Below are 22,782 nucleotides of genomic sequence, written 5' to 3'. Positions count from 1 at the left end.
CCCGCAGTGTGCCGCCCAGCTCATCCAAACAACGCTCCCGATGTCCAATCCGTCCGCCACTTCCACACGCATGAGCGCGCCTGAACTGCGCGCGACCGTGTCGCTTGCCGCCATCTTCGCGCTGCGCATGCTGGGTCTGTTCATGATCATGCCGGTGTTCTCGATCTACGCGAAGACCATCCCGGGCGGCGACAACGTGCTGCTGGTCGGCATCGCGCTCGGCGCTTACGGCGTCACGCAGTCGATGCTCTACATCTTCTATGGGTGGATCTCCGACAAGGTCGGCCGCAAGCCGGTCATCGCGACCGGCCTGCTGATCTTCGCACTCGGCAGCTTCGTCGCGGCGGGCGCGCACGACATGACGTGGATCATCGTCGGCCGCGTGATCCAGGGGATGGGCGCGGTGTCGTCGGCGGTGATCGCGTTTATCGCCGACCTCACGTCCGAAGAGCACCGCACCAAGGCGATGGCGATGGTCGGCGCCAGCATCGGCGTGTCGTTCGCGGTGGCGATCGTCGGCGCGCCGATCGTGTTCCATTGGCTCGGCATGAGCGGGCTGTTCACGCTGGTCGGCATCTTCTCGATCCTCGCGATCGGCCTTGTGCTGTGGGTCGTGCCCGATGCGCCGAAGCCGGTGCACGTGCGCGCGCCGTTCGCCGAAGTGCTGCACAACGTCGAATTGCTGCGCCTGAACTTCGGCGTGCTCGTGCTGCACGCGACGCAGACCGCGCTGTTCCTCGTGGTGCCGCGCATTTTAGAAGCGGGCGGCTTGCCGGTCGCTTCGCACTGGAAGGTCTATTTGCCGGTGATGGGCCTGTCTTTCGTGATGATGGTGCCGGCGATCATCGCCGCCGAGAAGCGCGGCAAGATGAAGATCGTGCTGCTGTCCGCGATCGGTCTTATCCTGATCGGACAGTTGTTATTGGGCGTCGCTCCGCATACGATTCTCAGTGTGGCGGCGATCCTCTTCGTGTACTTTCTCGGCTTCAATATTCTCGAGGCGTCGCAGCCTTCGCTGGTGTCGAAACTGGCGCCCGGAACCCGCAAAGGCGCGGCGGCCGGCGTGTATAACACCACGCAGTCGATCGGTCTTGCGCTGGGCGGCATGATCGGCGGCTGGCTGCTGAAAGTGGACGGACAAAGCGCGGTGTTCTTCGCCTGTTCGGGGCTCGTCTTTTGCTGGCTTATAATCGCCGCAAAGATGAAACAGCCGCCGCGCAAAGCGTAATACAGCGCACTCGGGGGCACATCCCGAATTCACCCAGAACTCACCCGGCGGCGGGCAAAGGCGTGATTCCGGTCTCGGGCCCGTGAGCCATGAGACGCGAACCGCATTGCCGCGCCGCCCGTAACGGAATCAACAGGAGAAACTCATGGCATCCGTGAACAAGGTCATTCTCGTCGGCAATCTCGGAGCCGATCCGGAAGTCCGATATCTTCCGAGCGGCGACGCAGTGGCGAACATTCGCCTGGCGACGACGGATAGGTACAAGGACAAGGCGTCCGGCGAGATGAAGGAAGCCACCGAGTGGCACCGCGTGTCGTTCTTCGGCCGCCTCGCGGAAATTGTTTCGGAATATCTGAAGAAAGGCTCGTCGGTGTACCTCGAAGGACGCATCCGCACCCGTAAGTGGCAGGCGCAGGACGGCACCGATCGTTACTCGACCGAAATCGTCGCCGAGCAGATGCAAATGCTGGGCGGTCGCGGCGGTTCGTCGATGGGCGGCGGCGATGAAGGCGGCTATAGCCGCGGTGAGCCGTCCGAGCGTAGCGGCGGTGGTGGTGGTCGCGCGATGTCGGGTGGCGGTTCGCGCGGCGGTAGCGCTGGCGGCGGTGGTGGCGCGAGCCGCCCGAGCGCGCCGGCCGGCGGCGGGTTTGATGAAATGGATGACGATATTCCGTTCTGAAGGTTACCTTTTGTAGTGCGTAAACAACAGGCCTGTAGCCCAATCCGCTACAGGCTTTTTTCTTATTTACAGTTTTTCTTGCTCCTGGTACTGTGCGGCGAAGGCGTTACCTTTTAAAAGGTAAATAATGACTGCTCCGTACACCATCGAACGTGTGGTTTTTGCTTCGGGTGAGCGCTTCCCGTTGTTGCGGGAAGGTCCTTTGCGCGTGCCTTCGTTTGACGTCACTGCGTTCACCCTCAGCGAATTCCGACAGGTCAATGCGGCGAGCGCGACCCTCGAGCAGGTTGTCCGCTCAATAAAGGTCTTCGCGTTGTTTTGCGATAAGGAGACGCTAGACCTCGACGCGCGAATGCGAGAAGGCCGTTTCTTGGAAATGGGGGAACTCGACGCGCTGGTCGAATGGTGCGGGCGCCCTCTGGCTGATATGGAGGCCATCGTCGAAGCAGAGCAAGAGCCTCGACCATCGAGAAAGACTAACGTGCACTCGCTTGAGTCGCGGCGGGCTCGAGCAAAGAAGTCCGCAAAAGCGGTTGACCGGGACACCGCAGCATTACGGCTACGCCACATAGCCAATTTCCTCGGCTGGAAGGCTGACCGATATCTTCCCAACCTCTCGACAAATTCCCCCACCCGAGCCTCGCTAGTTTCAGCGAAAGACACGGTGGTTGCTGCCTTGCGGGCACGGGTGCCCCATACAAGTGGAAGGAACAGCACGCAGCAACGCATGGCGCTTGAGGAAGCGCTGCAGGAGCGGCTGTGGGAGGTCATCAGACCCGCAACTCCGAAAAATCCGAACCCGGATAACCCTTGGAAGACGTATCGGATGCAGGTCCGCAACGAACTTATCATTCGCTGGTTTCTCGGTCTCGGTTTGCGCCGAGGCGAGCTGCTTGGCGCCAGAGTTGCCGATGTCGATTTGCGGCAAAACCAGGTGTTCATCGCGCGGCGGCCAGACGATGACGAAGACCCGCGCGTTGACGAGCCCAACACGAAGACCAATGACCGTTTGCTGGTGATGGCCCCGAAGCTGGCCAAAGCGACCAGCTATTACATCATGGAGATTCGGCGTACCTATGTGAAAGCGCGCACACATCCGTTTCTCTTTGTCGCCAGCGGCGGAGCACCGCTGTCGAAGTCCGGGCTCTACGCGGTATTCGAAGAACTGTGTGACCGGCACCCCGAACTGGGGTCCATCTTCCCTCATTTGCTGCGGCACACCTGGAACTTTAACTTCTCTGTATTGATAGATGAAAAAGGCGAGAGCCCCGAATATGAGAAGAAGATGCGTTCTCGGCTGATGGGATGGAACCCGACGTCGAAGACAGGTGACATTTACAACGGACGTCACACCGAGCGCAAGGCTCGCAAGGCGTCTCTCCAAATGCAGGAAAACATGGAGCTGCCCGCCGATGTCGACGAAGACTGATAATCCCAGCCATGCCGTTCAGCCTTACTTTGGTGTCGTTCCGGAGTTTGTCACGACGCGCGGCGGCGCCGTGTTCTCCACGACCGGAACAATGTGGGAAGTTCGTGAAGCGGCAGCGAGGGTGAGACTGCATTTCGACAAGCTGCCGCCCCTGTCGATTTCGTTTCTCACTGCGTTCCAGGCGACGCTTATCTGGTACGCGAGAAATGCGTCACTGTGGCACTTTCGTAACATGTTTCAGCGTGCAAGCAACTTGTTCGAGGCCAAGTTCGACGTCACGCGGACCGTCATAGGCGAAATCAACGCCGTCGACATTCTTAACTTTCGAGGTTCGCTTGGCGAGGCGCATGAGTACAAGTTGGGGGCGGTTTCAGGGTTCCTCGAGCAATGGCACGCGATGGGCTATGCAGGAGTCACTGCCGATGCGGCCCATCAGCTCAAGCAGCTTCGACTGAAGGGAAATCCGAAAGGGGTCGACGTGACAACGCGTCATCCGACCAAGGGCCCCTTCACTGACCTGGAGCTGGAAGCGCTTCAGCACAACCTGAATCGTGCATACGGGAATGGTGACGTATCCGATGCTGAGTACGTGTTGTGCTGGCTCTTCATGGCGCTCGGGCAACGGCCGGTCCAGTACGCCGTCCTCAAAGTGAGCGACGTGGCACAGTCAGTTGATAACGACGGAATCAAAACGTATTACATCAGCGTGCCGCGCGGAAAGCGGCGGGATAGTAAGCCTCGAAAAGAGTTCAAGGTGCGCGCGCTTACCCCTCAGATAGGGAAGCACGTCTTCCGGTATGCGCAGAAGCTGAAAGCACAGTTTGAGGGGAAATTGAAGGACCCCAATGCCGCACCGTTGTTTCCATCCGCCGATATTGGCGAGGCCCCGGATGGCTATGCATATCACCAGACGTCAGCTGAAATCGGCATCATGCTGGCAGACGCGTTAAGCCGCCTGAATGTGGTGTCCGAGCGGACGGGAGATTTCATCAAGGTCGGGGCCAAACGATTCAGGACCACAGTTGGCACGAGGGCCGCGCAGGAGGGACACTCTGAGCTCGTTATCGCCGAACTGCTAGACCATTCCGATACGCAAAACGTGGGTGTCTATGTAAAGTCGACGGCAGAAATCGTTGAACGTATCGACCGTGCAATGGCTATGTATATGGCGCCACTCGCACAGGCGTTCGCTGGCAAACTGATTGCTGGCCCTGCTGAAGCGACACGAGCCTTCGACCCGGCGAGTGAGATTCGTGCGCCCCAAATCACGAAGTCCCTGAAGTGCATGTCCAGTTGCGGCAAGAACGGCCCTTGCGGTTTCCTTAAACCGATAGCCTGTTACACGTGTGGCAGCTTCGAACCGTGGCTCGACGGTCCGCACGAAATGGTCCTCGACTATCTGCTGTCGGACCGTGACCGGTTGATGAAAGATGCAGACCCGCGCATTGCCTCAATCAACGACAGAACTATCTTCGCTGTAGCCGAGGTGGTGGCTTTGTGCGAAGAGTCCAAAGCCGCACGGGAGGCCTCCAATGGATAAGGTGGTGACCTTCGTTCCGCGCGCCGACCTGGATGCTCAGCAGAATCTTGATGGTTTCATTGACGTTTGCCGGAATCACCTGACGATATTCGGTGCAACGCTCGACTTCGAGAGCGACACGTGGGAAACCAACATAGAGATTAAAGGGAAATACAGCGAACTTCGGCTTGTCTTCAGTAACCTGGAAACGTGCGATTCGCGCCGACCAGCAATGATGCGTGAGCCGTTTCGCTCGTTCGCAAAGGCCTATATGCGTTATCAGCATGCGATGCGCCCGACCAAGGCTGTATCGGGACGCGTGGCCGCGCTACGCCTGATTGAAGCCGCCCTCTGCGAAACCGATACGGTGAATCCGGTCGCCATCGATACCGACATCCTGAACCGCGCGGCTCAGATGGCACAGGCTCGCTTCGATTCCCCTGACACTGCTTATCGCGCCGGGCAACAGATTGAGATGGTTGCAGACTTCTCACGCGATAACAGGCTGACGGCGACCCTCGTCAGCTGGAAAAACCCCATCAATCGACCGGCCGAAAGTGGGAAAAAGGTCGGGAAGGAGGCTGACGACATTCGCCTCAGCAAGCTTCCCACTCCCGCTGCGCTTGACGCTTTGCCGAAGGCGTTTCGGCTCGCAATCGACCCTGCGGATGTGCTCGTTACATCGTTGACCGCGCTTCTGGTTTGCGCACCCGACCGGATAAACGAGTCGCTACTGTTGCGCGAAAATTGCGAACGCACCGAGCTCGACCAAAAGCACAACAAGGAACGTTACGGTCTGGAATGGTACCCGGCCAAAGGCGCCGAGCCCATGATTAAGTGGATTGTGCCGTCGATGGTCGACGTAGCCAAGGAAGCGTTGGGTCGGATTCGGACACTGACCAATGAAGCGCGCCAGGTAGCGAAGTGGTATGAAGCGAATCCATCGAAAATCTATCTTGCCAACAAGGAACTCGAGGCGCTGCGCAACAAGGAGTGGCTCACAACGCGCGAAGTAGCCGATATTCTGTTTGCTGATGCGGTGTCGATGAACTCGCCTCGCGAATGGTGCGAGGCCAATGACGTCCCTCTTCACCGGCAGGGGCCAAAGCGGTTGTTCGTTCGATTCGCGGACCTCGAGTCAGCCGTTCTGAAGATGCTTCCCCCTGGTTTCCCTGTCGTGAACGAGGCGACCGGTTTGAAGTACAGCGAGGCGCTCTGCGTCATGTTGCGTAACACTCTTGACGCTAAAAAGGCAGTGTTCCGCTGCGTGATAGAGCCAATTGGTCACCCTCACATACACAATCGGCTCGGAGCCCGTTCGACTACTGGCATTCAGTCAATCTTCGACAAGTGCGGTCTCTTCGAAGAGGATGGCAGTCCCATCCGCGTCCATTCGCATCAGTTTCGGAACTACCTGAACACCCTTGCCCAGATGGGGGGCATGAGTCAGCTGGACATTGCGAAGTGGTCGGGCCGCAAAGACATTCGCCAGAACGAGGCCTACGACCATGAATCCACCCAATCGCTTCTGGCGCGGGTTCGTAGCATCGTCGGTGACGACGCAAGGATGTTCGGACCTGTTACCACGACTTCACAGAGCATTCTGATTCCGCGCGACGAGTTTGGCCGGCTAAAGATTCCGACCGCGCATACGACGGATTACGGCTATTGCGTCCATGACTATGTCATGTCGCCCTGCCAGATACATCGCGACTGCCTGAACTGCAATGAGCAGTTCTGCGTCAAAGGCGAGGCGGAGAAGGAAAAGCGCCTGCGCCAGGCGCACGCAGAAGCAATCAAACTGGCGTCCGATGCAGAACAGGCGGTGGCGGACGGTGACTATGGCGCCGAGGAGTGGCTCAAGACACACCGCAATACGCTCGCCACGATTGAAGCACTTCTGGCCATCATCGACAATCCGGCGGTCCCGGTGGGTTCGGTCATCCTGCCTGTGCGTGCGGAACAGGCTTCGCGGCTGGACTTCGCCGATGAGGCCCGTGCCGCCCTCACCGAATCCCCGGCACCTCGTCTATCGGAGACCACGACCGAAAGCGAGGAGGTGACGGAATGAAGCGTGTGAGGACAAGGAACCTTGACGACGAGACTGTCGGAAACATCGCGTCACTGCTTGACGGCTGGAGCGGAAAGCTCACGTGGGACCTGTACATTGATGCCATTGAGCGGCATTACAGACTACGCTACACACGACAGGCGTTGCATGGTCACGAGCGAATCCGCCTTGCCTTCGAAGTGCGAAAACGCGCGTTGTCCTCAGCCCCGGAGAAGGCAACAGCGTTTGACGGACCGCCGGAACTGAAGGTTGCCCTTGATGAAGTAGCCCGTCTCGAAGGGGAGAATCAGCGACTTCAGGCTGAAAATCAGGCGCTCCTTGAACAGTTCGTGCGGTGGGTTCACAACGCCTCCAAAAAGAACCTGACAGAGGATTATCTGAACCAACCTCTACCTTCAGTTGACCGCGAGCGAAGCAATGCGATGGCAGAGGCCAAACGGACTCGCGCCGGCAAAGGAGGAAGAAATGCCTAGCGGGCGACAGGTCGGTAGAGAGAACCTCGCCATCTTCCAGACATGGCTTGCGAGCAAGACCGAGCCAGAATTCCGTGCGATGGTCAACCGGGGCGTGTTGTCCCGGAGGGAGATTGCGAAGGAGTGCGGGTTCGGACAATCCGCGTTGAGCCAGAACCCAGACATCAAGGAGGCTCTGGAAGCAAAAGAGGACGAGCTGCGGCATACAGGCGTGTTGCCACCCCGCGCACAAAAATTGCCCGACGCAGGGGGCGAGCTGCCACTGCGTGAAACCGGCAGGCAGCGCGCTTCGATAGACGCGGAACGCCTGAGCCGGCTTGAGCTTGACAACGCCGCGCTGCGCGCCGAGAACAGTGAACTGAAGCGTCAGCTGGAAAAATATGCGCTGCTGGACGAAGCCCTCGCGACAACCGGGAGACTCCTCCGGTGAATACCGCGTTGATGCTGCGCGTCACGTCTATCCGAAGCCAGAATCCTCGCGGCATGGGTGGGTGTATCTTTGCAGGCACATCCATCGACCCGCAGGGCAATGTGCTCGACGCCCGCGCCTACTACGTTGTGCGTGCTTCGGGAATGTTGCTCGGCGAAAACCGAGTGCAGGTTGGCCAATGGTGGCATGTCGAAGGGCCATGCCGACAGCGCTCGAACCTCGTCAACGGCTTCGAGGTTTCTGAGCGACAAATTGAGTCCACTGCGCTGGAGCTGCTGCTTCCTTCTGGCGAGTACGTTGTGACGATGATGGCCGAAAGCGACGACTTTCGGGGTATCGGGTATGGCAAAGCCCGAAAGCTATGGGAGAGGTTCGGCAGCAGGCTGTACTCTTTGCTCGACGACGGCGATGTCGCAACGCTGGCAACTGTGCTCACCGAGGAGACGGCCCAACAGGCGGTCGCGGCCTGGGCCTTGCAGGGAAACACCCGAACGCTGCAGTGGCTCCAGCGGCGCGGCTTTGAAACATCTATTGGCCGAAAAATCCTTAAATTCTTCGGCGCTGAAGCGTCGGCAAAGATAGAAGAAGACCCGTACCGCCTCATCTCGTTCTGTGCCTCCTGGAAGTCGGTCGACGGCCTTGCCCGGTCGAAGTTCGGATTACGATTGGACGACCACCGAAGGCTTCGTGGCGCTGTCGAGGAAGCGTTATACCGGCTGTTTGATTCGGGTCATACATGCGCAACTCGGGCGATGCTTGTGGACCGTCTTGTCGGCGTGCTCGGCCCGCAGACGCCGCAGTTTCGATGGAGAACGTTAATCGACGCCGCGCTCGACCAGGGCCACTGGAATGGCAGCTATGTAATTGGTGGCGACGACACGATTCATCCTACCGGTCCGTTGGTCATGGAGACTGCTGTGGCGCAAGCCATCGCGCAGCGGGTCATGGACCCGGAAGTCCAGTCCCTGCTGACCGACATCGAGCTTGAGCGACTCATCCAGCGGTACGAAACGGTTGAAGGTTTGTCCCTGAACGATGAACAGCGTGACGCGGTCTACGTTGCAGCGGGCAACGCCTTCGCGCTTGTGACCGGGGGCGCTGGTGTCGGGAAAACGACGGTCCTGAAGGCCGTGTACACCGCTTACGAGAAAGCCGGTGTTCGCATTTACCAGATGGCTTTGGCGGGACGCGCGGCCAAGCGCATGCAGGAGGCGACGGGGCGCCCAGCGTCGACCATTGCGAGCTTCCTGAAGAACGTGGGTCGTGACGCCCTCGACGGCCCACTCGTCGTTGTAGTCGACGAAGCCAGCATGGTCGACATCGTTACCATGCATCGGCTGTGCAGCTCGTTGCCGCCGCATGCCCGCTTGCTTCTGGTCGGTGATAAGGCGCAATTGATGCCGGTGGGTCCCGGACTCGTCCTGCACGCGCTCGTCGGTCTGCCGCAAATTGCGTCAGCGGAACTGAAAGTGGTCAAACGCTACGGCGACGCAATCGCCCAGGCGGCGCAGGCGATTCGAAACGGAATATGGCCATCTCTTCCCGCAGACCGGACAGCACCGATTTCGATGTTGTCCTGCCCGAACCAACGCCCTGATGGGCCGGGCAGCATCGCTGACATGGTTCTGCGGTTGTATCAGTTGGACCCTGAAAATACCCAGATTCTCAGTGCCCGTCGAAGCGGTCCCGATGGCACTCGAACCTTGAACCTGACATGTCAGAGCGCCCTGACTGTCAGCTCGCGACCGCTGGTCGTTTGGAGTGACGAGCACGAGTCGGCGGTTCGCACCGGCTTCCATGTAGGTGACCTGATGCTCTGCACGCGAAATCTGTGGTCAATGGGTTTGCAGAATGGTTCGCTTGGTCGGCTCGTGCAGATTGAAGAAACGCCGCGAATGCTCAGCGACGATGCCGGCAATGATATCGGGCTCGCGATTGGCTGGATTCTTTGGGACGACGGAGAGCGCCGACCGGTCTTCGAATACATGCTCGATGACCTCGAACTGGGATACGCGATTACCGTCCACAAGGCGCAGGGGTCGCAGTGGCCCCGGGTGATAGTGCCCGTTACGGGCAACCGGTTGCTGGACCGCACTCTTCTTTACACTGCCATCACGCGCGCGCGTCAGCAGGTCATCTTGGTTGGCGATGCTGAGGCCGCAAGAGTAGCCGTGGAGGCTCTGCCCAAGGCGCACTTCCGACAGGTTGGACTTACGGCTCAACTGCTAACATACCTTCACGTGAGCCCCCTGCAAAGCCTTGAAAGTGTCAATAAAGGCGGTGAAAATGCTACTTTATTGACAGCTCAAACGTAGTGGACCGCTGAAAGCCTTTCACTCACTCACATCCAGCGCTATTTACATTTTTAGGTAACCATAACCGTTCTAGAGAAGCGGTATCGAAATGTAAAGGTGGCCCCGGTCTCTCTCGGAAGAGGGAGATCCGGGGCCATTCTTCTGCTGGCGAACGGTGCTGCATCGGTGACGAACACAGGCGACGCCCGTACTTCACGCGGCAGGCCAATCAACAAACGCGGCGGACGTACCGTGCCCGTCATCACTGCCTCAAATGCGTGAGCGCATCTCTCATCGGCGAACTCGAAATCACGATGGGCCCCGAAAACGGCGTATCCAGATCGACGATTACATAGATCGCCGAAGCAATCGACACTGCCCCCAGTGAAATAGTGACGAGCGCCAGCGTGTTACGCGGCGCGATCAAGCCGAAGCTCAGAAAGATCACGCCTAGCCAGAACGTCAGCGTCTTGAAGAAAGGCTGCGAAATCGAACTGTGCGCTTCTTCGATGATCTTCCACCGCGCGTCCACCACGCGCCGGTATTGGGTCAGCGCATCTTCGAGTGCGCGCTGCTGCAACGAATCTTGCGTTTGCACTTGCCGCAACTCGCGGCCCACCGAGGTCAGCATGTCGCCGAGCCGCACGTTCTCGAGCTTCTGCGTATTGCCCTGCGTGCCGATGTCCTTCGGATACTCGCCGCTCGGCGCCGGCTCCTGTGGCCACGTCGACGCGATCGCCGCCGCCGTGTACTGCCGCAGCAGATGCCGCGACTGGTCGGTATTGCCGCCCAATTCCCGCATGGTCGTGTCGAATTCGATCAGATCGGCCGCAAAGGTGCGCAAATCGTTGGACGCGGTGTCGAAGCTCGACTTCGCAGACGCGGTCAGCAGGCCGAGCACCAGCGCGGCAAACGTCACCAGCATGCCGATCACCAGCTGGATGAGCTGCACGGTCTCGTGCGCCTTGTGTTCCTCGGGCAGAAGGGGCCGCACCCATACGCCGATACCGGTCGCCATCAGCAACAACGCGAACACCAGTAGAGCCGAACCGACTTCTGACATGTCAATGCTCCGAAGACACGCGCCTCGCCACTTTCCCTCAACTGCAACGCGCCGCAAACCCGGACAGTCCCGCAAAAGGAGGTATTGCGCGAATGGTCTCGCGCCCGCTCGTCCGAATATTGATGGAGCGAAACGGTTTGCGCCATCAACCATAAAGTTTTCCGTGATCCCGCCGTAGTCCCTTTATGTGGTGTTCGCTTAAATTTTAGACAAAAGTTGCGGGCCTGGCCGAATGGGGTTTGGGCGCAGCACGCGTGGCCGAGGCCGCTTCTGAACCATCGGCCAGGCAACCCCATGGAGACAAGTCCGATGTTGAAAAATCTGTCGATTCGCACCAGCCTCACCCTGATGATCGCGTTCTTCGGCGTCGTGCTGATGCTCGGCGCCGCAGCGGGGCTGCTGTCGCTGCGAGCAAGCAATGCGTCGCTGCAGCAGATGTACACCGTGGACACCCCAGCCGTCGCCGACCTCGAAGGCAGCGCCGGACAGCTGCTGCGCCTGCGTCTGGCACTGGCCACCTACGCATCGCTGGTCGAGCTGAACGATCAGGATGGCGCGGATGCCGTGCTCAAGCGTTTCGACCAGTACCAGAAAGCCTCCAACGATCGGCTGGCCCACTATGTGAGCCGCGCGAGCGCGGATGCCGACGAACAGCGCTTGATCAAGGACATGCAGACCAAGCGCGACACCTTCCTGCACGAGGGCCTCGAGCCGGCGCTCGCCGCGCTCAAGTCGGGCGACCGCAACGCATTCCAGCAATTGCAGGCGCACAAGCTGCCGTCGCTCTATGGCGCGTACGAGAAGGCGATGCTCGCGCTCGAACAGTTGCAGATCGATCACGGCGCACAGCGCTATCAGGACGCGCAGGACCTGTTCTACGCGATCTCCATTGCGGTGGCGGCCGGCATGGTGCTGTCGCTGCTGGGAGCGTGGCTTGGCCGCTTCGTGCTGGTGCGCGCAATCGTCAGTCCGGTCGACGCGACCATCGCGCAGTTCCAGCGGATCGCCAACGGCGACCTGACGAGCCGCATCGACGTGACCAGCAGCAACGAAATGGGCCGTCTCGCGGCCGCGTTGCGCAAGATGCAGGAGTCGCTGATCACGACGGTGAATGCCGTGCGTCAAGGCACCGAATCGATCGACACCGGCGTGAGCGAGATTGCCGCGGGCAACACCGATCTGTCGCAACGCACCGAAGAGCAGGCCGCCTCGCTCGAAGAAACGGCGGCGAGCATCGAACAACTCACGTCGACGGTCAAACAGACGGCCGACAACGCGAAGCAGGCGAGTTCGCTCGCACAGGGCGCGTCGAGCCTCGCCGCACAGGGCGGCGACCTCACCGAGCAGGTGGTGGGGACGATGCATGGCATCGTCGACGACTCGCGGCGCATTGCCGATATCGTCGGCGTGATCGAGGGGATCGCGTTTCAGACCAATATCCTCGCGCTGAACGCGGCGGTCGAAGCGGCGCGCGCGGGCGAGCAGGGGCGCGGCTTCGCGGTGGTCGCGAGCGAGGTGCGCTCGCTCGCGCAGCGCAGCGCGGCGGCGGCCAAGGAGATCAAGGGCTTGATCGATGCGTCGACCGCCCGGGTGCAGGCCGGCTCGCAACTGGTCGAACGCTCGGGCTCGACGATGAGCGAGATCGTCGACGCGATCGCGCGTGTCAGTTCGATCATGAGCGAGATCGCGGCGGCCGCGACCGAGCAGAGCACCGGCATCGATCAGGTCAATCTCGCGGTCGCGCAGATGGACGAGGTGACGCAGCAGAATGCCGCGCTGGTCGAGCAGGCTGCCGCGGCGGCGAGTTCGCTGGAAGACCAAGCGCGGCGTTTGTCCGCGGCGGTGGCGGTGTTCCAGACGGGCAGCGATTCCGCTGCTTCTTTCGCGGGGCGGCATGCAACTGCCGCCGTTGCGCCGAAGTCGAACGACGCAAGCGAGTTCGCCACGGCTTGACGTGAATGCCCGTTTCGCACGGCGGCGCTTGACGTCTGCGGGGACGACAGGCGCCGCGCACGTGGGCGCGCCGTTACGGCATGGCCGCGTAATACTTAGCCAAACTATCTATTTCCGCCGACGTCAACTGCCGCGCCACGTTGCGCATCTGTTCATTGATGTCGTTGTGCCTTGCGCCGGAAGCAAACGCGCGCATCTGCCCCGCGAGATAAGTCGACGACTGTCCGCCCAGCCACGGCGCCGCGCCTTTGCGATCCAGCTCGCCATGACAAGCCGCACAAGGCGCGATATTGCGCTGCGGATCGCCCTGCATCGCCAGCCGCACCGCGTTCGAGTCGGGTTCTTCGCCGACGCGCGGCGTCTCGGCCGCGGGGCCTCGCGCCAGCGACGTATAGTAAGCCGCGAGATCCTGCAGATCCTGATCGCTGCGCGCCGCGATGATCGCCTGCATCACCGCGCTCTGCCGCATTCCGCTCTGATAGTCGCGCAATTCCTTGTAGACCGCGTCGGGGTACTGTCCGGCCAGCGCCGGCGCCGTGACCGGCGGCGTGCCGACCACGCCGTGGCACATCGAGCAGTTTTGCGTCGCGATCGTCGCGCCGCGGCCGATCGAATCCGCGCTGGAGCGCGTCGGGTGCCCGGGCGGCAGCACGACCACCTCGCTCGGCACCGGGCCGCCTGCGCTGGCGCCGCTATACCAGTTCGACGGCGCGCCGGCGGCGCCGCAGATCGTCGCCCATAAGCCGCGGTCGCCGAATGCGCTGCTCGCCGAGGGCAGCCAGATGAAGCCGATCAGAATCCCCACGACCGCAATCGCAAGCGTGCCGCCCACGCTCCAGGTGAACCACGGGTTGCGCAAGCTGAAGACGCGTTCCTCACTCATCGCTGCGCTCCGATGACGACCGCCGGCACCGAGGTCTGCGGCAGTCTGAGCAACTGCACGATCGGCACGCTGTAGTTGACGACGGTGAGCCCGATCATCAGCGCCACCCATAGGCCGAAGCTATTGAGCGCGGCGGGCACCCGTTCGGCCGGATGCACCGCGCTCGCGAAACGGAACGCCTGCGGCTGCACCGCCGGCCCGAATTGAGACTTCGCGAGGATGTAGACGAACAGCACGCCCGACACCACCAGAACCAGGCCGCCCACCGCCGACATGCCGACCCAGAACGCCTGGTCCTGCATCCCCGACATGGAGTAGTCGTAAAAGGCCATGCGGCGCGGCGCGCCGAGCAGGCCAACGTAATGCCACGGCAGCGTTACCGTCATCATGCCGATGAACCACAGCCACAATTGCGTGCGCACCAGTCTTTCGGAGCAGATCGCGCGGCCGGTCAATTGCGGCCACAGTTCATACGCGATCGCAAAGTACATGATGACGATCGCGCCGGCGAAAATCAGATGGAAGTGGCCGGTCACCCACTGCGTGTTATGCACCGTCGCGTTCAGCTGATAGCTCATGTTGATCAGGCCGCCCGCGCCGCCGAGCCCGAGCATCACGAACGAGAAGGCGATCACCAGCATCATCGGGTTTTGCCACGGAAGCGCGGTGAGCCAGCCGAACGCGCCCGTGCCGCCGCGCAGCCGGCCGGCGATTTCCACCGACGCGCAAATCGTGAACACGGTCAGCAGCGTCGGCACCGACACCATGCCGGTGAACACCGCGTGCAAAAACTTGAAGCCGGAGCCGACCTGCGGATCGACGAACAGATGGTGGATGCCGATCGGCATCGCGAACACGAGGAACAGGACGAACGACACGCGCGCCATCGCATCGCTGTAGAGCCGTCCGCCGATCGCGCGCGGCACCAGCGTGTAGTAAGCGATGTACGCCGGGATCAGCCAGAAGTAGACGATTGCATGCAGCGTCCACGAGAACAGGATGCGCGAGAGGCCGGCGTCGATCGTGCGGGTCAGGCCGAAGGCGACCGGCAGGATCTGGAACAGGATTTCGAGCGCCGCGCCGACGGCGGTCCACGCCCACAGATACGCGCCCGCCACATTGGCGAACATCGCGAGCGGCACCGCCTTGCCCGGGTTCGCGCGCTTCCAGATGCGCAGGTTCACGTGCATCAGCGCGACCCAGATCCACGAGCCGACTACCACCAGCACCACGCCGAGGTAATAGAACGGGCTGCCGATCATCGGCGGATAGAAGGTGTAGAGCACCGAGGCCGAGCCGAGCGCGACCGGCACCATCGCCATCACCGCGCCGACCGCTAGCACGATGAACGCGGCCCATGCCCACTTGAGGCCGGCGAGGCGCTGCGCGAGCGCGAGTTCGACGATCGCGTAGCCGAAGCCCATCGACACCAGCGTCGGCATCACGTAGGCCATCACCGAACCGTGCGCGGTCACCGAGCGATAGTACAGCTCGGGGTCGCCGATCCACGGCACCAGCGGACTGCGCACCAGCATCTGCCAGGCGCCGAGAAAGAGCGCGATCAGAAACGTGATGAAGGCAAGCCAGAAATGCGCGAGAACGAGTCGCTTAGCGTGAAACACAGCTCAGCCTCCGTGATTGTCGGGTCTGCTCGAAGAAGGTGGCTTTGTCGATCACTTTCACATGCGCCCACATGGTCTGATGGCCGAAGCCGCAGAATTCGTGGCACGGCATGGTGTGATCGGCGGGGTGGTCGAACTGCGTGTTCAGCGTGGCGACGTAGCCGGGCACGACCATCGTGTTGATGTTGGTGTCGGTGACGAGCAGGCCGTGCACCACGTCGGCACTGGTGGTGCGGATCGTGATCGGCGTGCCGGCGGGCACCAGCAGGCATTGCGGCGTGAACGAATACTGCTGCGCGATGAAGCGCACGATCACCGAGCCGTCCGGCTGCACCGCGCTGCCGAGATTGTCCTCGACGAATTCGCCCGACAGTTGCAGGCGCGCCGGGTCGATCGTTTCGACGCGCGACGGCGGCATCATCGCCCAATGCAGGCCGGAGAAGACGATCACGGCCAGCATCAGCACGATCAGCCCGACCGCGAAGATCGCCCAGCGGCGCTCGGCGCGCATCGCGACCGCGTGGCCGCTATCCGGTTGATGATTGGGATTGGTCGACATGGTCAGTGAACGACGCCGCGCGGCAGGAACGCGAAAAAGTAGAAGCCGAACCAGATCGCCATGACGATCACGGTGGCGATGCCGGCCAGCGCGATGGCGCCATGCGGACCGGCCGCGACGACGCGTTCCACTTCGTCGTCGGTGGGCGGTGGCGCGTTGCGGGTGTCGTTCGCATCCATCTCGGGAGTTCTCCAGTGCGGCGGTTCAATGTAGCGGCGCCTTGCGCAACTCGCTGACCTCGCGGGCCATCACCGGCTGGCCGTGGTTGCCCCAGGCCGTGCGGATATAGGTGACCACGGCAGCCGCCTCGGCGTCGTTCAGTTCCTGCGCGAACGGCGGCATCCCATACGGCTGCGGGTTGCGTTTCGTGCCAGGCGGGAAGCCGCCGTTGAGCACGATGCGGATCGGATTCACCGCCGAGTCCATTTCGATCGACTGATTGCCCGCGAGCGGCGGGTAATGCGGCAACTGGCCTTCGCCGTTGGCGCCGTGGCACAGCGCGCATTTGTCGGCATAGATCTGTTTGCCGAGCGCGAAAGTCTTGGGATCGACTTTCGCGGACGGTCCGGTCTTGCGGCCTTGATTGTCCGGCAGCGACTTCAGATAGACGGCCATCGCGCGGATGTCGTCGTCGCTCATGTGCTGCAGGCTGTGATAGGTGACTTCGGCCATCGGGCCATACACGGCGCCGCGCGCGGAGATGCCCGTCTGCAACAGGTCCACGATGTCCTGGATGCTCCAGTCGCCGAGGCCGCCGTCCTTGTCGGATGTCAGCGACGGCGCGTACCAGTTCTGCACCGGGATCAGACCGCCGGCGAACTGCTCGCGTGGCGACGAGCCGCCGAGCATGTTGATCCTGGTGTGGCACATCGCGCAGTGTCCGAGCCCTTCGACCAGATACGCGCCGCGATTCCATTCGACCGACTTGGTCGGGTCGGGCTGGAACTCGCCTTCGCGGAAATACAGCGTGCGCCATCCGTATAGCAGATCGCGCTGGTTGAACGGGAAGCGCAGCGTGTGCTTGCGATTGGGCTGGCGCACCGGCTCGACGGTGCGCAGAAAAGCGAAGATCGCATTCGAATCCTCGCGGGTGACCTTGGTGTACTGGGCGATCGGCATCGCGGGATAGATCAGCGTGCCGTCCGGTTTGCGGCCGGTGCGCATCATCTTGAAGAACGCTTGCTCGCTCCACGTGCCGATGCCGTATTGCGCATCCGGTGTGATGTTCGGCGAATACAGCGTGCCGAACGGCGTTTCCATCGCGAGGCCGCCGGCAAACAGCTTGCCGCGCGGCGCGGTGTGGCAGGCGATGCAGTCGCCGGCGCGCGCCAGATATTCGCCGCGTTTGACGATGTCGGGTCGCGTGTCGTTGGGGTCGCTATGGGCGGGGGTGATGGTAGTGAAGGGGCTGGGCGGGGCTTGTGATGTGGCTGGCGTCGCGGTGTCGGCGGCGCGGGCTTCGGCGATCAGTGGCGTATGCAGCGCACGAAGCAGCGCAGCGCCACCGGTTGCGATGAGGCACGCGCTCAGCGAGCCGGAAACGAGCGATGCCGCCACGCGACGGCGTGGTGCCGCCGTAGCGCGTGCAACGCAGCGCGAAGCGCGCAACGACGAGGCGCGCGAAAAACGGCTCGTAAAACGACGCGCAAAACGATTCGACATGAACCACGTGCAACGCTTCGACAAGCCACCTGCGAAGCAGCACGAGACGACGCTCAGGAAGCACCACGAAACAAACCGCGAGCCAGAGCGCATCCAGGCGCCGCCACCGCCGATCGTGGCCCGACCCAACCCCAGCAAGCAAAGTATCGGCTTCATTGTGGTTGGCTCCCGCATGCAAGAGGCAGCCGCTCAGCGGCCGCCGGTGCGGGCCGTGGATCGGCCGGACGCGGTTGGCGCGCGAGCCAGCTCGATACCGCGGTGATGTCGCGGTCGCTCAGCTTGACCGCGATCGTATGCATGCAGTCCGGTTCGAGCGCGCGACGCGTGCCCGAGCGCCATGTGCCCATCTGTCCGGCGATGTAGCTCGCATGCAGCCCGAGCAGGCCGGGAATCCCAGGCTGCGTGCCGGTCATGCGCGCGCCGTGGCACGCGATGCACGCGGGTATCTTGCGCGCCGGGTCGCCGTGCATCACTAGCTGCTGGCCGGCGGCGAGCACCTTGGGCGAGACCTCGGTGTGATCGGCGTCAGGATAGGGCGGTTGCAGAGCGGCGAAGTACTCGCTGATCTGACGCAGATAGTCGTCGGGCAGAAACGCGAGCAGGTAGCCCATCGGCGGATAGGTGCGGCCGCCGTCGCGGAAGGCGGTCAGTTGATTGAACAGATAGTCCGCTGGCTTGCCGGCGATGCGCGGAAAGTAATCGTTATTGCGGCCCTGGCCCTGCACGCCGTGACAGGAGGTGCAGGCGCGCACGCGCTCGTCCATGCCCGAGGGCATCGCGCCGGGCGCGTCGCCGGCCGCCAGCGCCGCGCCGCTCCACAGCACGTAAAACGCGAACAGTACCGAAGATCCGATAGTTCTACGATGCACGCCAAGCCTCGTTGGGGAACGTTCTCTTTTCTCGATTTGGTTCTCATGCGTGCGCTCGCGGATCCATTCGCGAATCCGACGGACGACGCATCGCGGGTCTGCCAGTTTTTTTCTTATGACGACTGCGTTACTGCAAATCGGAACGGATTTAATTTGGATGGCGAAACAATATTCGATGCGCGATGCAATTGCTTGACTCAAACAATGATCCGCCTGAATGCGCCGGTGGATGGCGACTTTCGGGCTGCGGGAATGGCACCTGAAACGTGCGGCAGTGTGTTGCAGGTTGCAGCAATCTATCCGCAGCGTCAATAGCAGACAAAGATCGGCAAATCGTGCGTCTGTTCATCATAGGCGGCAGTCAGAGCGCTTTCAACGTCCTATTTTGCGGCCTCCGTCTGCGCAACTGCTATCGCGCGAACGTGATTGTTTGATGTTGATCAAATACCCGTCACGCGAAGAGGCGCATCAAGGCCATCCGCGCGTTGCTCACGCGTTCGCTTTCGCCGGGACGTGCCGGCAGCAGATGAAATTCCACCGCGGGCAATGCGGGCAACCCGATGTTCGCCGCACAGGCCACCACCCCGCCGCCGATCGACGATTCGTTCAGGCAGGAAATGCCGAGCCCGGCCTTCAACGCCAGTTGCAACCCCGCCACGCCCGACGCGGAATGCGAGACCAGATATGGCACGTCGTGCTCGTCGAGCAGCTTGACCACGAACCGCTGCAACTGACAGCTCGACGGTAGCAACACCAGTTGATACGGCATGGCCGGTCGCGGCGCGGCGTCGGCGGCGCTCACCCACAGCAGCTTTTCGCGCCGCACCACGGTGCTCGCCGCGCCGCCGCGCCGGCCGCTCGAGTGCGGCTTGCCGGTGACGAGCCGCAACGAGAGGCCGAGGTCGAACGACGCATCGTCATCGGCGTTGCTGTCGATCACGGCGCTCGGCAGCACGGTGACATGCAGCTTCAGGCGCGGGTGCTGTTCGGAGAACGCTTTGAGAATGCGCGCGATGTCGTGCGGGCGGTAATAGTCGGTGATCGCGATGCGCAGTTCGCCATCGAGCGAACGGCCTTGCAGGTCTTCGAACGCCGCGTCGCTCATTGCGATGATGCGCCGCGCGTGGTCGAGCAGACGGCTGCCGGCGGCCGTGGCGTTCACACCCTGCTTGCTGCGCACGAAGAGCGGCTGGCCGGCGCGCTCCTCGCGTTTCTTCAACTGCTCGCTCACCGACGACTGCGAGAGGAACACGCGCTGCGCGCCCGCAGACACGCTGCCCGATTCGGCGACCGCGACGAAGGTGCGCAACTGCGCGAGGTCGAATCCACGCTGGCGCATGATTCGGTATATTCGATGGAAGTCATCTGAATTTCCGGCTTTTCCGATGGAAAGCCCACCCGTAGGATACCCCCAGAATTCTTTGCAAGGGGGTGTCATGGGTAACAGATCGGTTCTGGCCATGCGAGCCATCGTTGGAAGGTGCTGGGGGTTGGGATTCGCGGCGAACGCCAGTTTTTCCGCCGCTTTTTCCGGTATTCCGACCACGGCGGTGTTTTTGCGTTCGGGCTATCACCTGAACAATCACGGCTTGGGGCTGGTGCTCGGCATGCTCGGGCTCGGCATTGCGGTCAGCGAGTTGCCGTGGGGCTTGCTGACCGACCGCTGGGGCGATCGCCGGGTGTTGCTGCTCGGCCTGCTTTCGACTGCCGCCGCGCTTGCCGGCCTCGCGTTGTTCGTTGCGCCGAGCGGCGCTCGTGTGCCCAGCGTGACGACGCTTGCGCTCGGCCTGCTGCTGGTCGGGCTGCTCGGCGGCAGCGTCAACGGATCGAGCGGCCGTGCGGTGATGGCGTGGTTTCGTGACGGCGAGCGCGGGCTGGCGATGAGCATCCGGCAGACTGCGGTGCCCGCGGGCGGCGGGCTCGGCGCGTTGATATTGCCGGCGCTCGCATCAGGTTGCGGATTTGCGAGCGCTTATGCGGTACTGGCGCTCGCGTGCGCGATCACGGCGCTGTTCGCGTGGCGGTGGTTGCATGAACCGTCGCACGTTGGCGCCGATGGGGAGGGCGCCGCGCGGACAGTCCGGCACGCGCATGGGTCGAACGCGGCCACCGGCGCGGCGCTGCACGGCTCAAACGCTGCAGCCAGCACGGCGCTGCGTGTCGCCAGCGTGCCAGCCACCGCGCCCGCCAGGATATCTCCGTTGCGCGACACGCGGATCTGGCGCGTGGCGCTCGGCGCTGGGGCGCTGTGCGTGCCGCAAATCGCCGTCGTCACGTTCGGCACGGTGTTCCTGCATGACTTCAGCCGAGCCGGCGTGCTGGCGATCAACGTGACGATGGCCGCGGTGCAGACGGGCGCCGCGATCGCGCGGGTCTGGAGCGGCAGCTGGACCGATCGGCGGGGCAATCGCCGGGGGTGCATGCGCACCTGCAGTCTGATGACCGCCGGGTTGTTCGCGTTGCTGGCGCTGCTGACCGGACTGGCCGGTTTGCAACACGCGGCGATGACCATGATGTCCGCGCTGATGATCGTGCTGGGCGGCGTGAGCGCGTCGGCATGGCACGGCGTCGCCTTCACGGAACTCGCCACGTTGGCGGGGACGAGTCGCGCGGGCACGGCGCTCGCAATCGGCAATACCTGTGTGTTTCTTATGCTGTTCCTGACGCCGCTTGCGATTCCGCCGCTGCTGTCCGTCGGTTCGTGGCCGATCGTGTGGGCGGTGGCCAGCGCGTGCGCGCTGATCGCGTTGCCGGTGTTTCCGCGCGCGGGGCCCAAGGGCGCCGCGCAAACGGCAGGAGCCTGCGACGCCACCTGACGCGGGCGCAGCCGCGGCGCTAGTCGCGCGGAGTCGGGGTCTCTTAACCGGAAATGGGCGACGTGAGAAAGTCGAACATAACTCGTCGGGATAATAATTTTGTCTCTTTTATTGCTGAAATCAGCTATCAGGTTATCGCCGGAGGGTGATTTTATCGCCGCTCTGGCAGCTTGGTACGTTGTCACGCGGCACGTTAAAGCGTACCGCATGGCTTCGCTTATTCCAGCGCATGCGCAGTCATTCCTACAACGAATGCGATAAATCGCAACTCAGCTTCGAATTATCCCGGCGAACTGCCCGCATTCATTCTGCCCGGCTTGCGCGCGATGCCAGCAACACGCACGCCCCGGCATTCCTGAATTTGAATCGGATGTCTAAGTTATTTGATGGATGCAATTGCTTTCAGTTATTTCAGAGCGATCTGATTTTTATCTGCGAAGGGATATTCAACTATCTTTGCAGAGCCGTTTGCGCCGAAAAGGGCGACGGAAAATCAGGCCATCAAGGAGCTGGAGACGATGAACGACACCGCTGGGATAAGGACACCTGTTCGAGCCATCATCGCGGACGACCATCCACTGGTTCTGCTGGCGATCGAAAATCTGATGAGAAGCTATACGAACATGCAGATTGTCGGGTGCGCCGCTGATGCCACCGAACTCTTCGTGGAAGTCGATCGCAGTCCCTGCGATCTGGTGCTGATGGATCTCAACATGCCGGTCGGTGTCGACGGCTGCGGGCTGGAGGTCGTCAAGCAATTCAAGTCGCGCTATCCGCACGTCGCGCTCATCGTGCTGACCATGGAAACCGAAGTGGCCGCGCTGCAGCAGGTCATTTCGCTCGGTGTGGACGGGCTGGTGAGCAAGCGCGACCGGATCGATCTGATTCACGTGGCGGTCGTCATGGCGCTCGCGCGCGAGTGCTATGTCGGGCCGGCGGTGCGCGCGCTGATTGCCGACGCAACCTTGGCTCAGCGCCTCGATTTCGTTCGCGGCACACTGTCGCGCCGCGAACTCGAAGTGTTCACGCAGTACGCGTCCGGCTTCGGCGTCAGCGAGATCGCCACGCGCCTCGGGCGCAGCGTCAAGACAGTCAGCGCTCAGAAATGCACGGCAATGCGCAAGCTCTCGCTGCAAACCGACGCGGAGCTGTTTCGCTTCGCCGCCGAACACGGCGTGCTGACTGAAGGATGCGTTCAAAGCCGCTGACAAGCCCGCCGCCTGTCGCGCCGC

General features: G+C 62.0%; 19 protein-coding genes and 1 pseudogene. 12 read left to right on the top strand and 8 right to left on the bottom strand.

Going from position 1 to position 22,782, the window contains the following annotated elements:
• The first annotated feature begins 40 nt into the window (after positions 1 to 40).
• The 8 genes from PQR02_RS24100 to PQR02_RS24065 all read left to right on the top strand — a co-directional run bounded on the left by PQR02_RS24100 (position 41) and on the right by PQR02_RS24065 (position 10,144).
• Positions 41 to 1,228 carry an MFS transporter gene (locus tag PQR02_RS24100; RefSeq protein WP_408236891.1) on the top strand — a complete coding sequence of 396 codons (1,188 nt, stop codon included), beginning with the start codon at positions 41 to 43 and terminating at the stop codon, positions 1,226 to 1,228.
• Between the two features lie 145 nt (positions 1,229 to 1,373).
• Entirely contained in the window at positions 1,374 to 1,907 is a 534-nt protein-coding gene (locus PQR02_RS24095) for a single-stranded DNA-binding protein (protein WP_408236888.1), read from the top strand.
• Between the two features lie 127 nt (positions 1,908 to 2,034).
• Positions 2,035 to 3,336 (top strand): tyrosine-type recombinase/integrase, encoded by a 1,302-nt coding sequence (locus PQR02_RS24090; protein ID WP_408236885.1) that lies wholly within the window; start codon positions 2,035 to 2,037, stop codon positions 3,334 to 3,336.
• Positions 3,320 to 4,876 (top strand): site-specific integrase, encoded by a 1,557-nt coding sequence (locus PQR02_RS24085; protein ID WP_408236882.1) that lies wholly within the window; start codon positions 3,320 to 3,322, stop codon positions 4,874 to 4,876. Before PQR02_RS24090 ends, PQR02_RS24085 begins: the two co-directional genes overlap by 17 nt.
• Entirely contained in the window at positions 4,869 to 6,926 is a 2,058-nt protein-coding gene (locus tag PQR02_RS24080; protein WP_408236879.1) for an integrase, read from the top strand. Before PQR02_RS24085 ends, PQR02_RS24080 begins: the two co-directional genes overlap by 8 nt.
• A complete protein-coding gene (locus PQR02_RS24075; RefSeq protein ID WP_408236876.1) occupies positions 6,923 to 7,399 on the top strand; it encodes a hypothetical protein in 477 nt (158 codons plus the stop codon). The genes PQR02_RS24080 and PQR02_RS24075 overlap by 4 nt, the downstream gene beginning before the upstream one ends.
• On the top strand, positions 7,392 to 7,829 hold the full coding sequence (locus PQR02_RS24070) for a VPA1267 family protein (protein ID WP_408236873.1): 438 nt from the start codon (positions 7,392 to 7,394) through the stop codon (positions 7,827 to 7,829). The genes PQR02_RS24075 and PQR02_RS24070 overlap by 8 nt, the downstream gene beginning before the upstream one ends.
• The gene (locus PQR02_RS24065) at positions 7,826 to 10,144 is read left to right on the top strand and encodes an ATP-dependent DNA helicase (protein WP_408236870.1); all 2,319 of its coding nucleotides are present in this window, start codon (positions 7,826 to 7,828) and stop codon (positions 10,142 to 10,144) included. Before PQR02_RS24070 ends, PQR02_RS24065 begins: the two co-directional genes overlap by 4 nt.
• 241 nt (positions 10,145 to 10,385) lie before the next feature.
• Here PQR02_RS24065 and PQR02_RS24060 read toward each other — a convergent pair whose 3' ends face one another.
• Positions 10,386 to 11,186 (bottom strand): bestrophin-like domain, encoded by an 801-nt coding sequence (locus PQR02_RS24060; RefSeq protein ID WP_408236867.1) that lies wholly within the window; start codon positions 11,184 to 11,186, stop codon positions 10,386 to 10,388.
• Positions 11,187 to 11,495: 309 nt separating this feature from the next.
• Between PQR02_RS24060 and PQR02_RS24055 the strand changes: the two genes are divergently transcribed.
• Entirely contained in the window at positions 11,496 to 13,139 is a 1,644-nt protein-coding gene (locus PQR02_RS24055) for a methyl-accepting chemotaxis protein (RefSeq protein WP_408236864.1), read from the top strand.
• Between the two features lie 73 nt (positions 13,140 to 13,212).
• Here PQR02_RS24055 and PQR02_RS24050 read toward each other — a convergent pair whose 3' ends face one another.
• From PQR02_RS24050 to PQR02_RS24025, 6 genes are all read right to left on the bottom strand, one after another.
• A complete protein-coding gene (locus tag PQR02_RS24050; RefSeq protein WP_408236861.1) occupies positions 13,213 to 14,022 on the bottom strand; it encodes a c-type cytochrome in 810 nt (269 codons plus the stop codon).
• Complete coding sequence (locus PQR02_RS24045; protein ID WP_408236858.1) at positions 14,019 to 15,644, bottom strand: b(o/a)3-type cytochrome-c oxidase subunit 1; 1,626 nt, start codon at positions 15,642 to 15,644, stop codon at positions 14,019 to 14,021. The genes PQR02_RS24050 and PQR02_RS24045 overlap by 4 nt, the downstream gene beginning before the upstream one ends.
• Positions 15,631 to 16,203, bottom strand: a complete 573-nt coding sequence (locus PQR02_RS24040) for a cupredoxin domain-containing protein (protein WP_408236855.1) — start codon at positions 16,201 to 16,203, stop codon at positions 15,631 to 15,633. Before PQR02_RS24040 ends, PQR02_RS24045 begins: the two co-directional genes overlap by 14 nt.
• Before the next feature lie 2 nt (positions 16,204 to 16,205).
• Positions 16,206 to 16,382, bottom strand: a complete 177-nt coding sequence (locus PQR02_RS24035) for a hypothetical protein (protein ID WP_408236852.1) — start codon at positions 16,380 to 16,382, stop codon at positions 16,206 to 16,208.
• A gap of 25 nt (positions 16,383 to 16,407) precedes the next feature.
• Entirely contained in the window at positions 16,408 to 17,865 is a 1,458-nt protein-coding gene (locus PQR02_RS24030) for a c-type cytochrome (RefSeq protein ID WP_408236849.1), read from the bottom strand.
• 152 nt (positions 17,866 to 18,017) lie between these two features.
• A complete protein-coding gene (locus tag PQR02_RS24025) occupies positions 18,018 to 18,734 on the bottom strand; it encodes a c-type cytochrome (protein WP_408236846.1) in 717 nt (238 codons plus the stop codon).
• On the opposite strand from PQR02_RS24025, the gene PQR02_RS24020 reads away from it, so the two are divergent.
• A complete protein-coding gene (locus tag PQR02_RS24020) occupies positions 18,729 to 19,049 on the top strand; it encodes a hypothetical protein (protein WP_408236843.1) in 321 nt (106 codons plus the stop codon). The two genes, PQR02_RS24025 and PQR02_RS24020, sit on opposite strands and share 6 nt — an antisense overlap.
• Before the next feature lie 136 nt (positions 19,050 to 19,185).
• Here the strand turns inward: PQR02_RS24020 and PQR02_RS24015 are convergent, their stop codons facing one another.
• Entirely contained in the window at positions 19,186 to 20,073 is an 888-nt protein-coding gene (locus PQR02_RS24015; protein ID WP_408236840.1) for a LysR family transcriptional regulator, read from the bottom strand.
• 108 nt (positions 20,074 to 20,181) lie between these two features.
• Between PQR02_RS24015 and PQR02_RS24010 the strand changes: the two are divergent.
• Positions 20,182 to 21,550: pseudogene (locus tag PQR02_RS24010) on the top strand (MFS transporter).
• A gap of 518 nt (positions 21,551 to 22,068) precedes the next feature.
• Positions 22,069 to 22,758: a response regulator gene (locus PQR02_RS24005; protein WP_408236837.1), complete on the top strand. Its 690-nt coding sequence runs from the start codon at positions 22,069 to 22,071 to the stop codon at positions 22,756 to 22,758.
• The last annotated feature ends 24 nt before the right edge of the window (positions 22,759 to 22,782 follow it).

Origin of the sequence: Paraburkholderia sediminicola (assembly GCF_046026895.1) — a bacterium.
GTDB lineage: Bacteria > Pseudomonadota > Gammaproteobacteria > Burkholderiales > Burkholderiaceae > Paraburkholderia > Paraburkholderia sediminicola_C.
Note: the sequence above shows the minus strand (reverse complement) of the source record. Positions and strands in the feature narration are given on the sequence as shown.

What these genes read in the sequence shown, in the direction of transcription:
- PQR02_RS24100 (WP_408236891.1), top strand. Translation starts at nt 41, where the DNA reads ATGTCCAATCCGTCCGCCACTTCCACACGCATGAGCGCGCCTGAACTG.
- PQR02_RS24095 (WP_408236888.1), top strand. Translation starts at nt 1,374, where the DNA reads ATGGCATCCGTGAACAAGGTCATTCTCGTCGGCAATCTCGGAGCCGAT.
- PQR02_RS24090 (WP_408236885.1), top strand. Translation starts at nt 2,035, where the DNA reads ATGACTGCTCCGTACACCATCGAACGTGTGGTTTTTGCTTCGGGTGAG.
- PQR02_RS24085 (WP_408236882.1), top strand. Translation starts at nt 3,320, where the DNA reads ATGTCGACGAAGACTGATAATCCCAGCCATGCCGTTCAGCCTTACTTT.
- PQR02_RS24080 (WP_408236879.1), top strand. Translation starts at nt 4,869, where the DNA reads ATGGATAAGGTGGTGACCTTCGTTCCGCGCGCCGACCTGGATGCTCAG.
- PQR02_RS24075 (WP_408236876.1), top strand. Translation starts at nt 6,923, where the DNA reads ATGAAGCGTGTGAGGACAAGGAACCTTGACGACGAGACTGTCGGAAAC.
- PQR02_RS24070 (WP_408236873.1), top strand. Translation starts at nt 7,392, where the DNA reads ATGCCTAGCGGGCGACAGGTCGGTAGAGAGAACCTCGCCATCTTCCAG.
- PQR02_RS24060 (WP_408236867.1), bottom strand. Translation starts at nt 11,186, where the DNA reads ATGTCAGAAGTCGGTTCGGCTCTACTGGTGTTCGCGTTGTTGCTGATG.
- PQR02_RS24055 (WP_408236864.1), top strand. Translation starts at nt 11,496, where the DNA reads ATGTTGAAAAATCTGTCGATTCGCACCAGCCTCACCCTGATGATCGCG.
- PQR02_RS24050 (WP_408236861.1), bottom strand. Translation starts at nt 14,022, where the DNA reads ATGAGTGAGGAACGCGTCTTCAGCTTGCGCAACCCGTGGTTCACCTGG.
- PQR02_RS24040 (WP_408236855.1), bottom strand. Translation starts at nt 16,203, where the DNA reads ATGTCGACCAATCCCAATCATCAACCGGATAGCGGCCACGCGGTCGCG.
- PQR02_RS24035 (WP_408236852.1), bottom strand. Translation starts at nt 16,382, where the DNA reads ATGGATGCGAACGACACCCGCAACGCGCCACCGCCCACCGACGACGAA.
- PQR02_RS24030 (WP_408236849.1), bottom strand. Translation starts at nt 17,865, where the DNA reads ATGTCGAATCGTTTTGCGCGTCGTTTTACGAGCCGTTTTTCGCGCGCC.
- PQR02_RS24020 (WP_408236843.1), top strand. Translation starts at nt 18,729, where the DNA reads ATGCACGCCAAGCCTCGTTGGGGAACGTTCTCTTTTCTCGATTTGGTT.
- PQR02_RS24015 (WP_408236840.1), bottom strand. Translation starts at nt 20,073, where the DNA reads ATGCGCCAGCGTGGATTCGACCTCGCGCAGTTGCGCACCTTCGTCGCG.
- PQR02_RS24005 (WP_408236837.1), top strand. Translation starts at nt 22,069, where the DNA reads ATGAACGACACCGCTGGGATAAGGACACCTGTTCGAGCCATCATCGCG.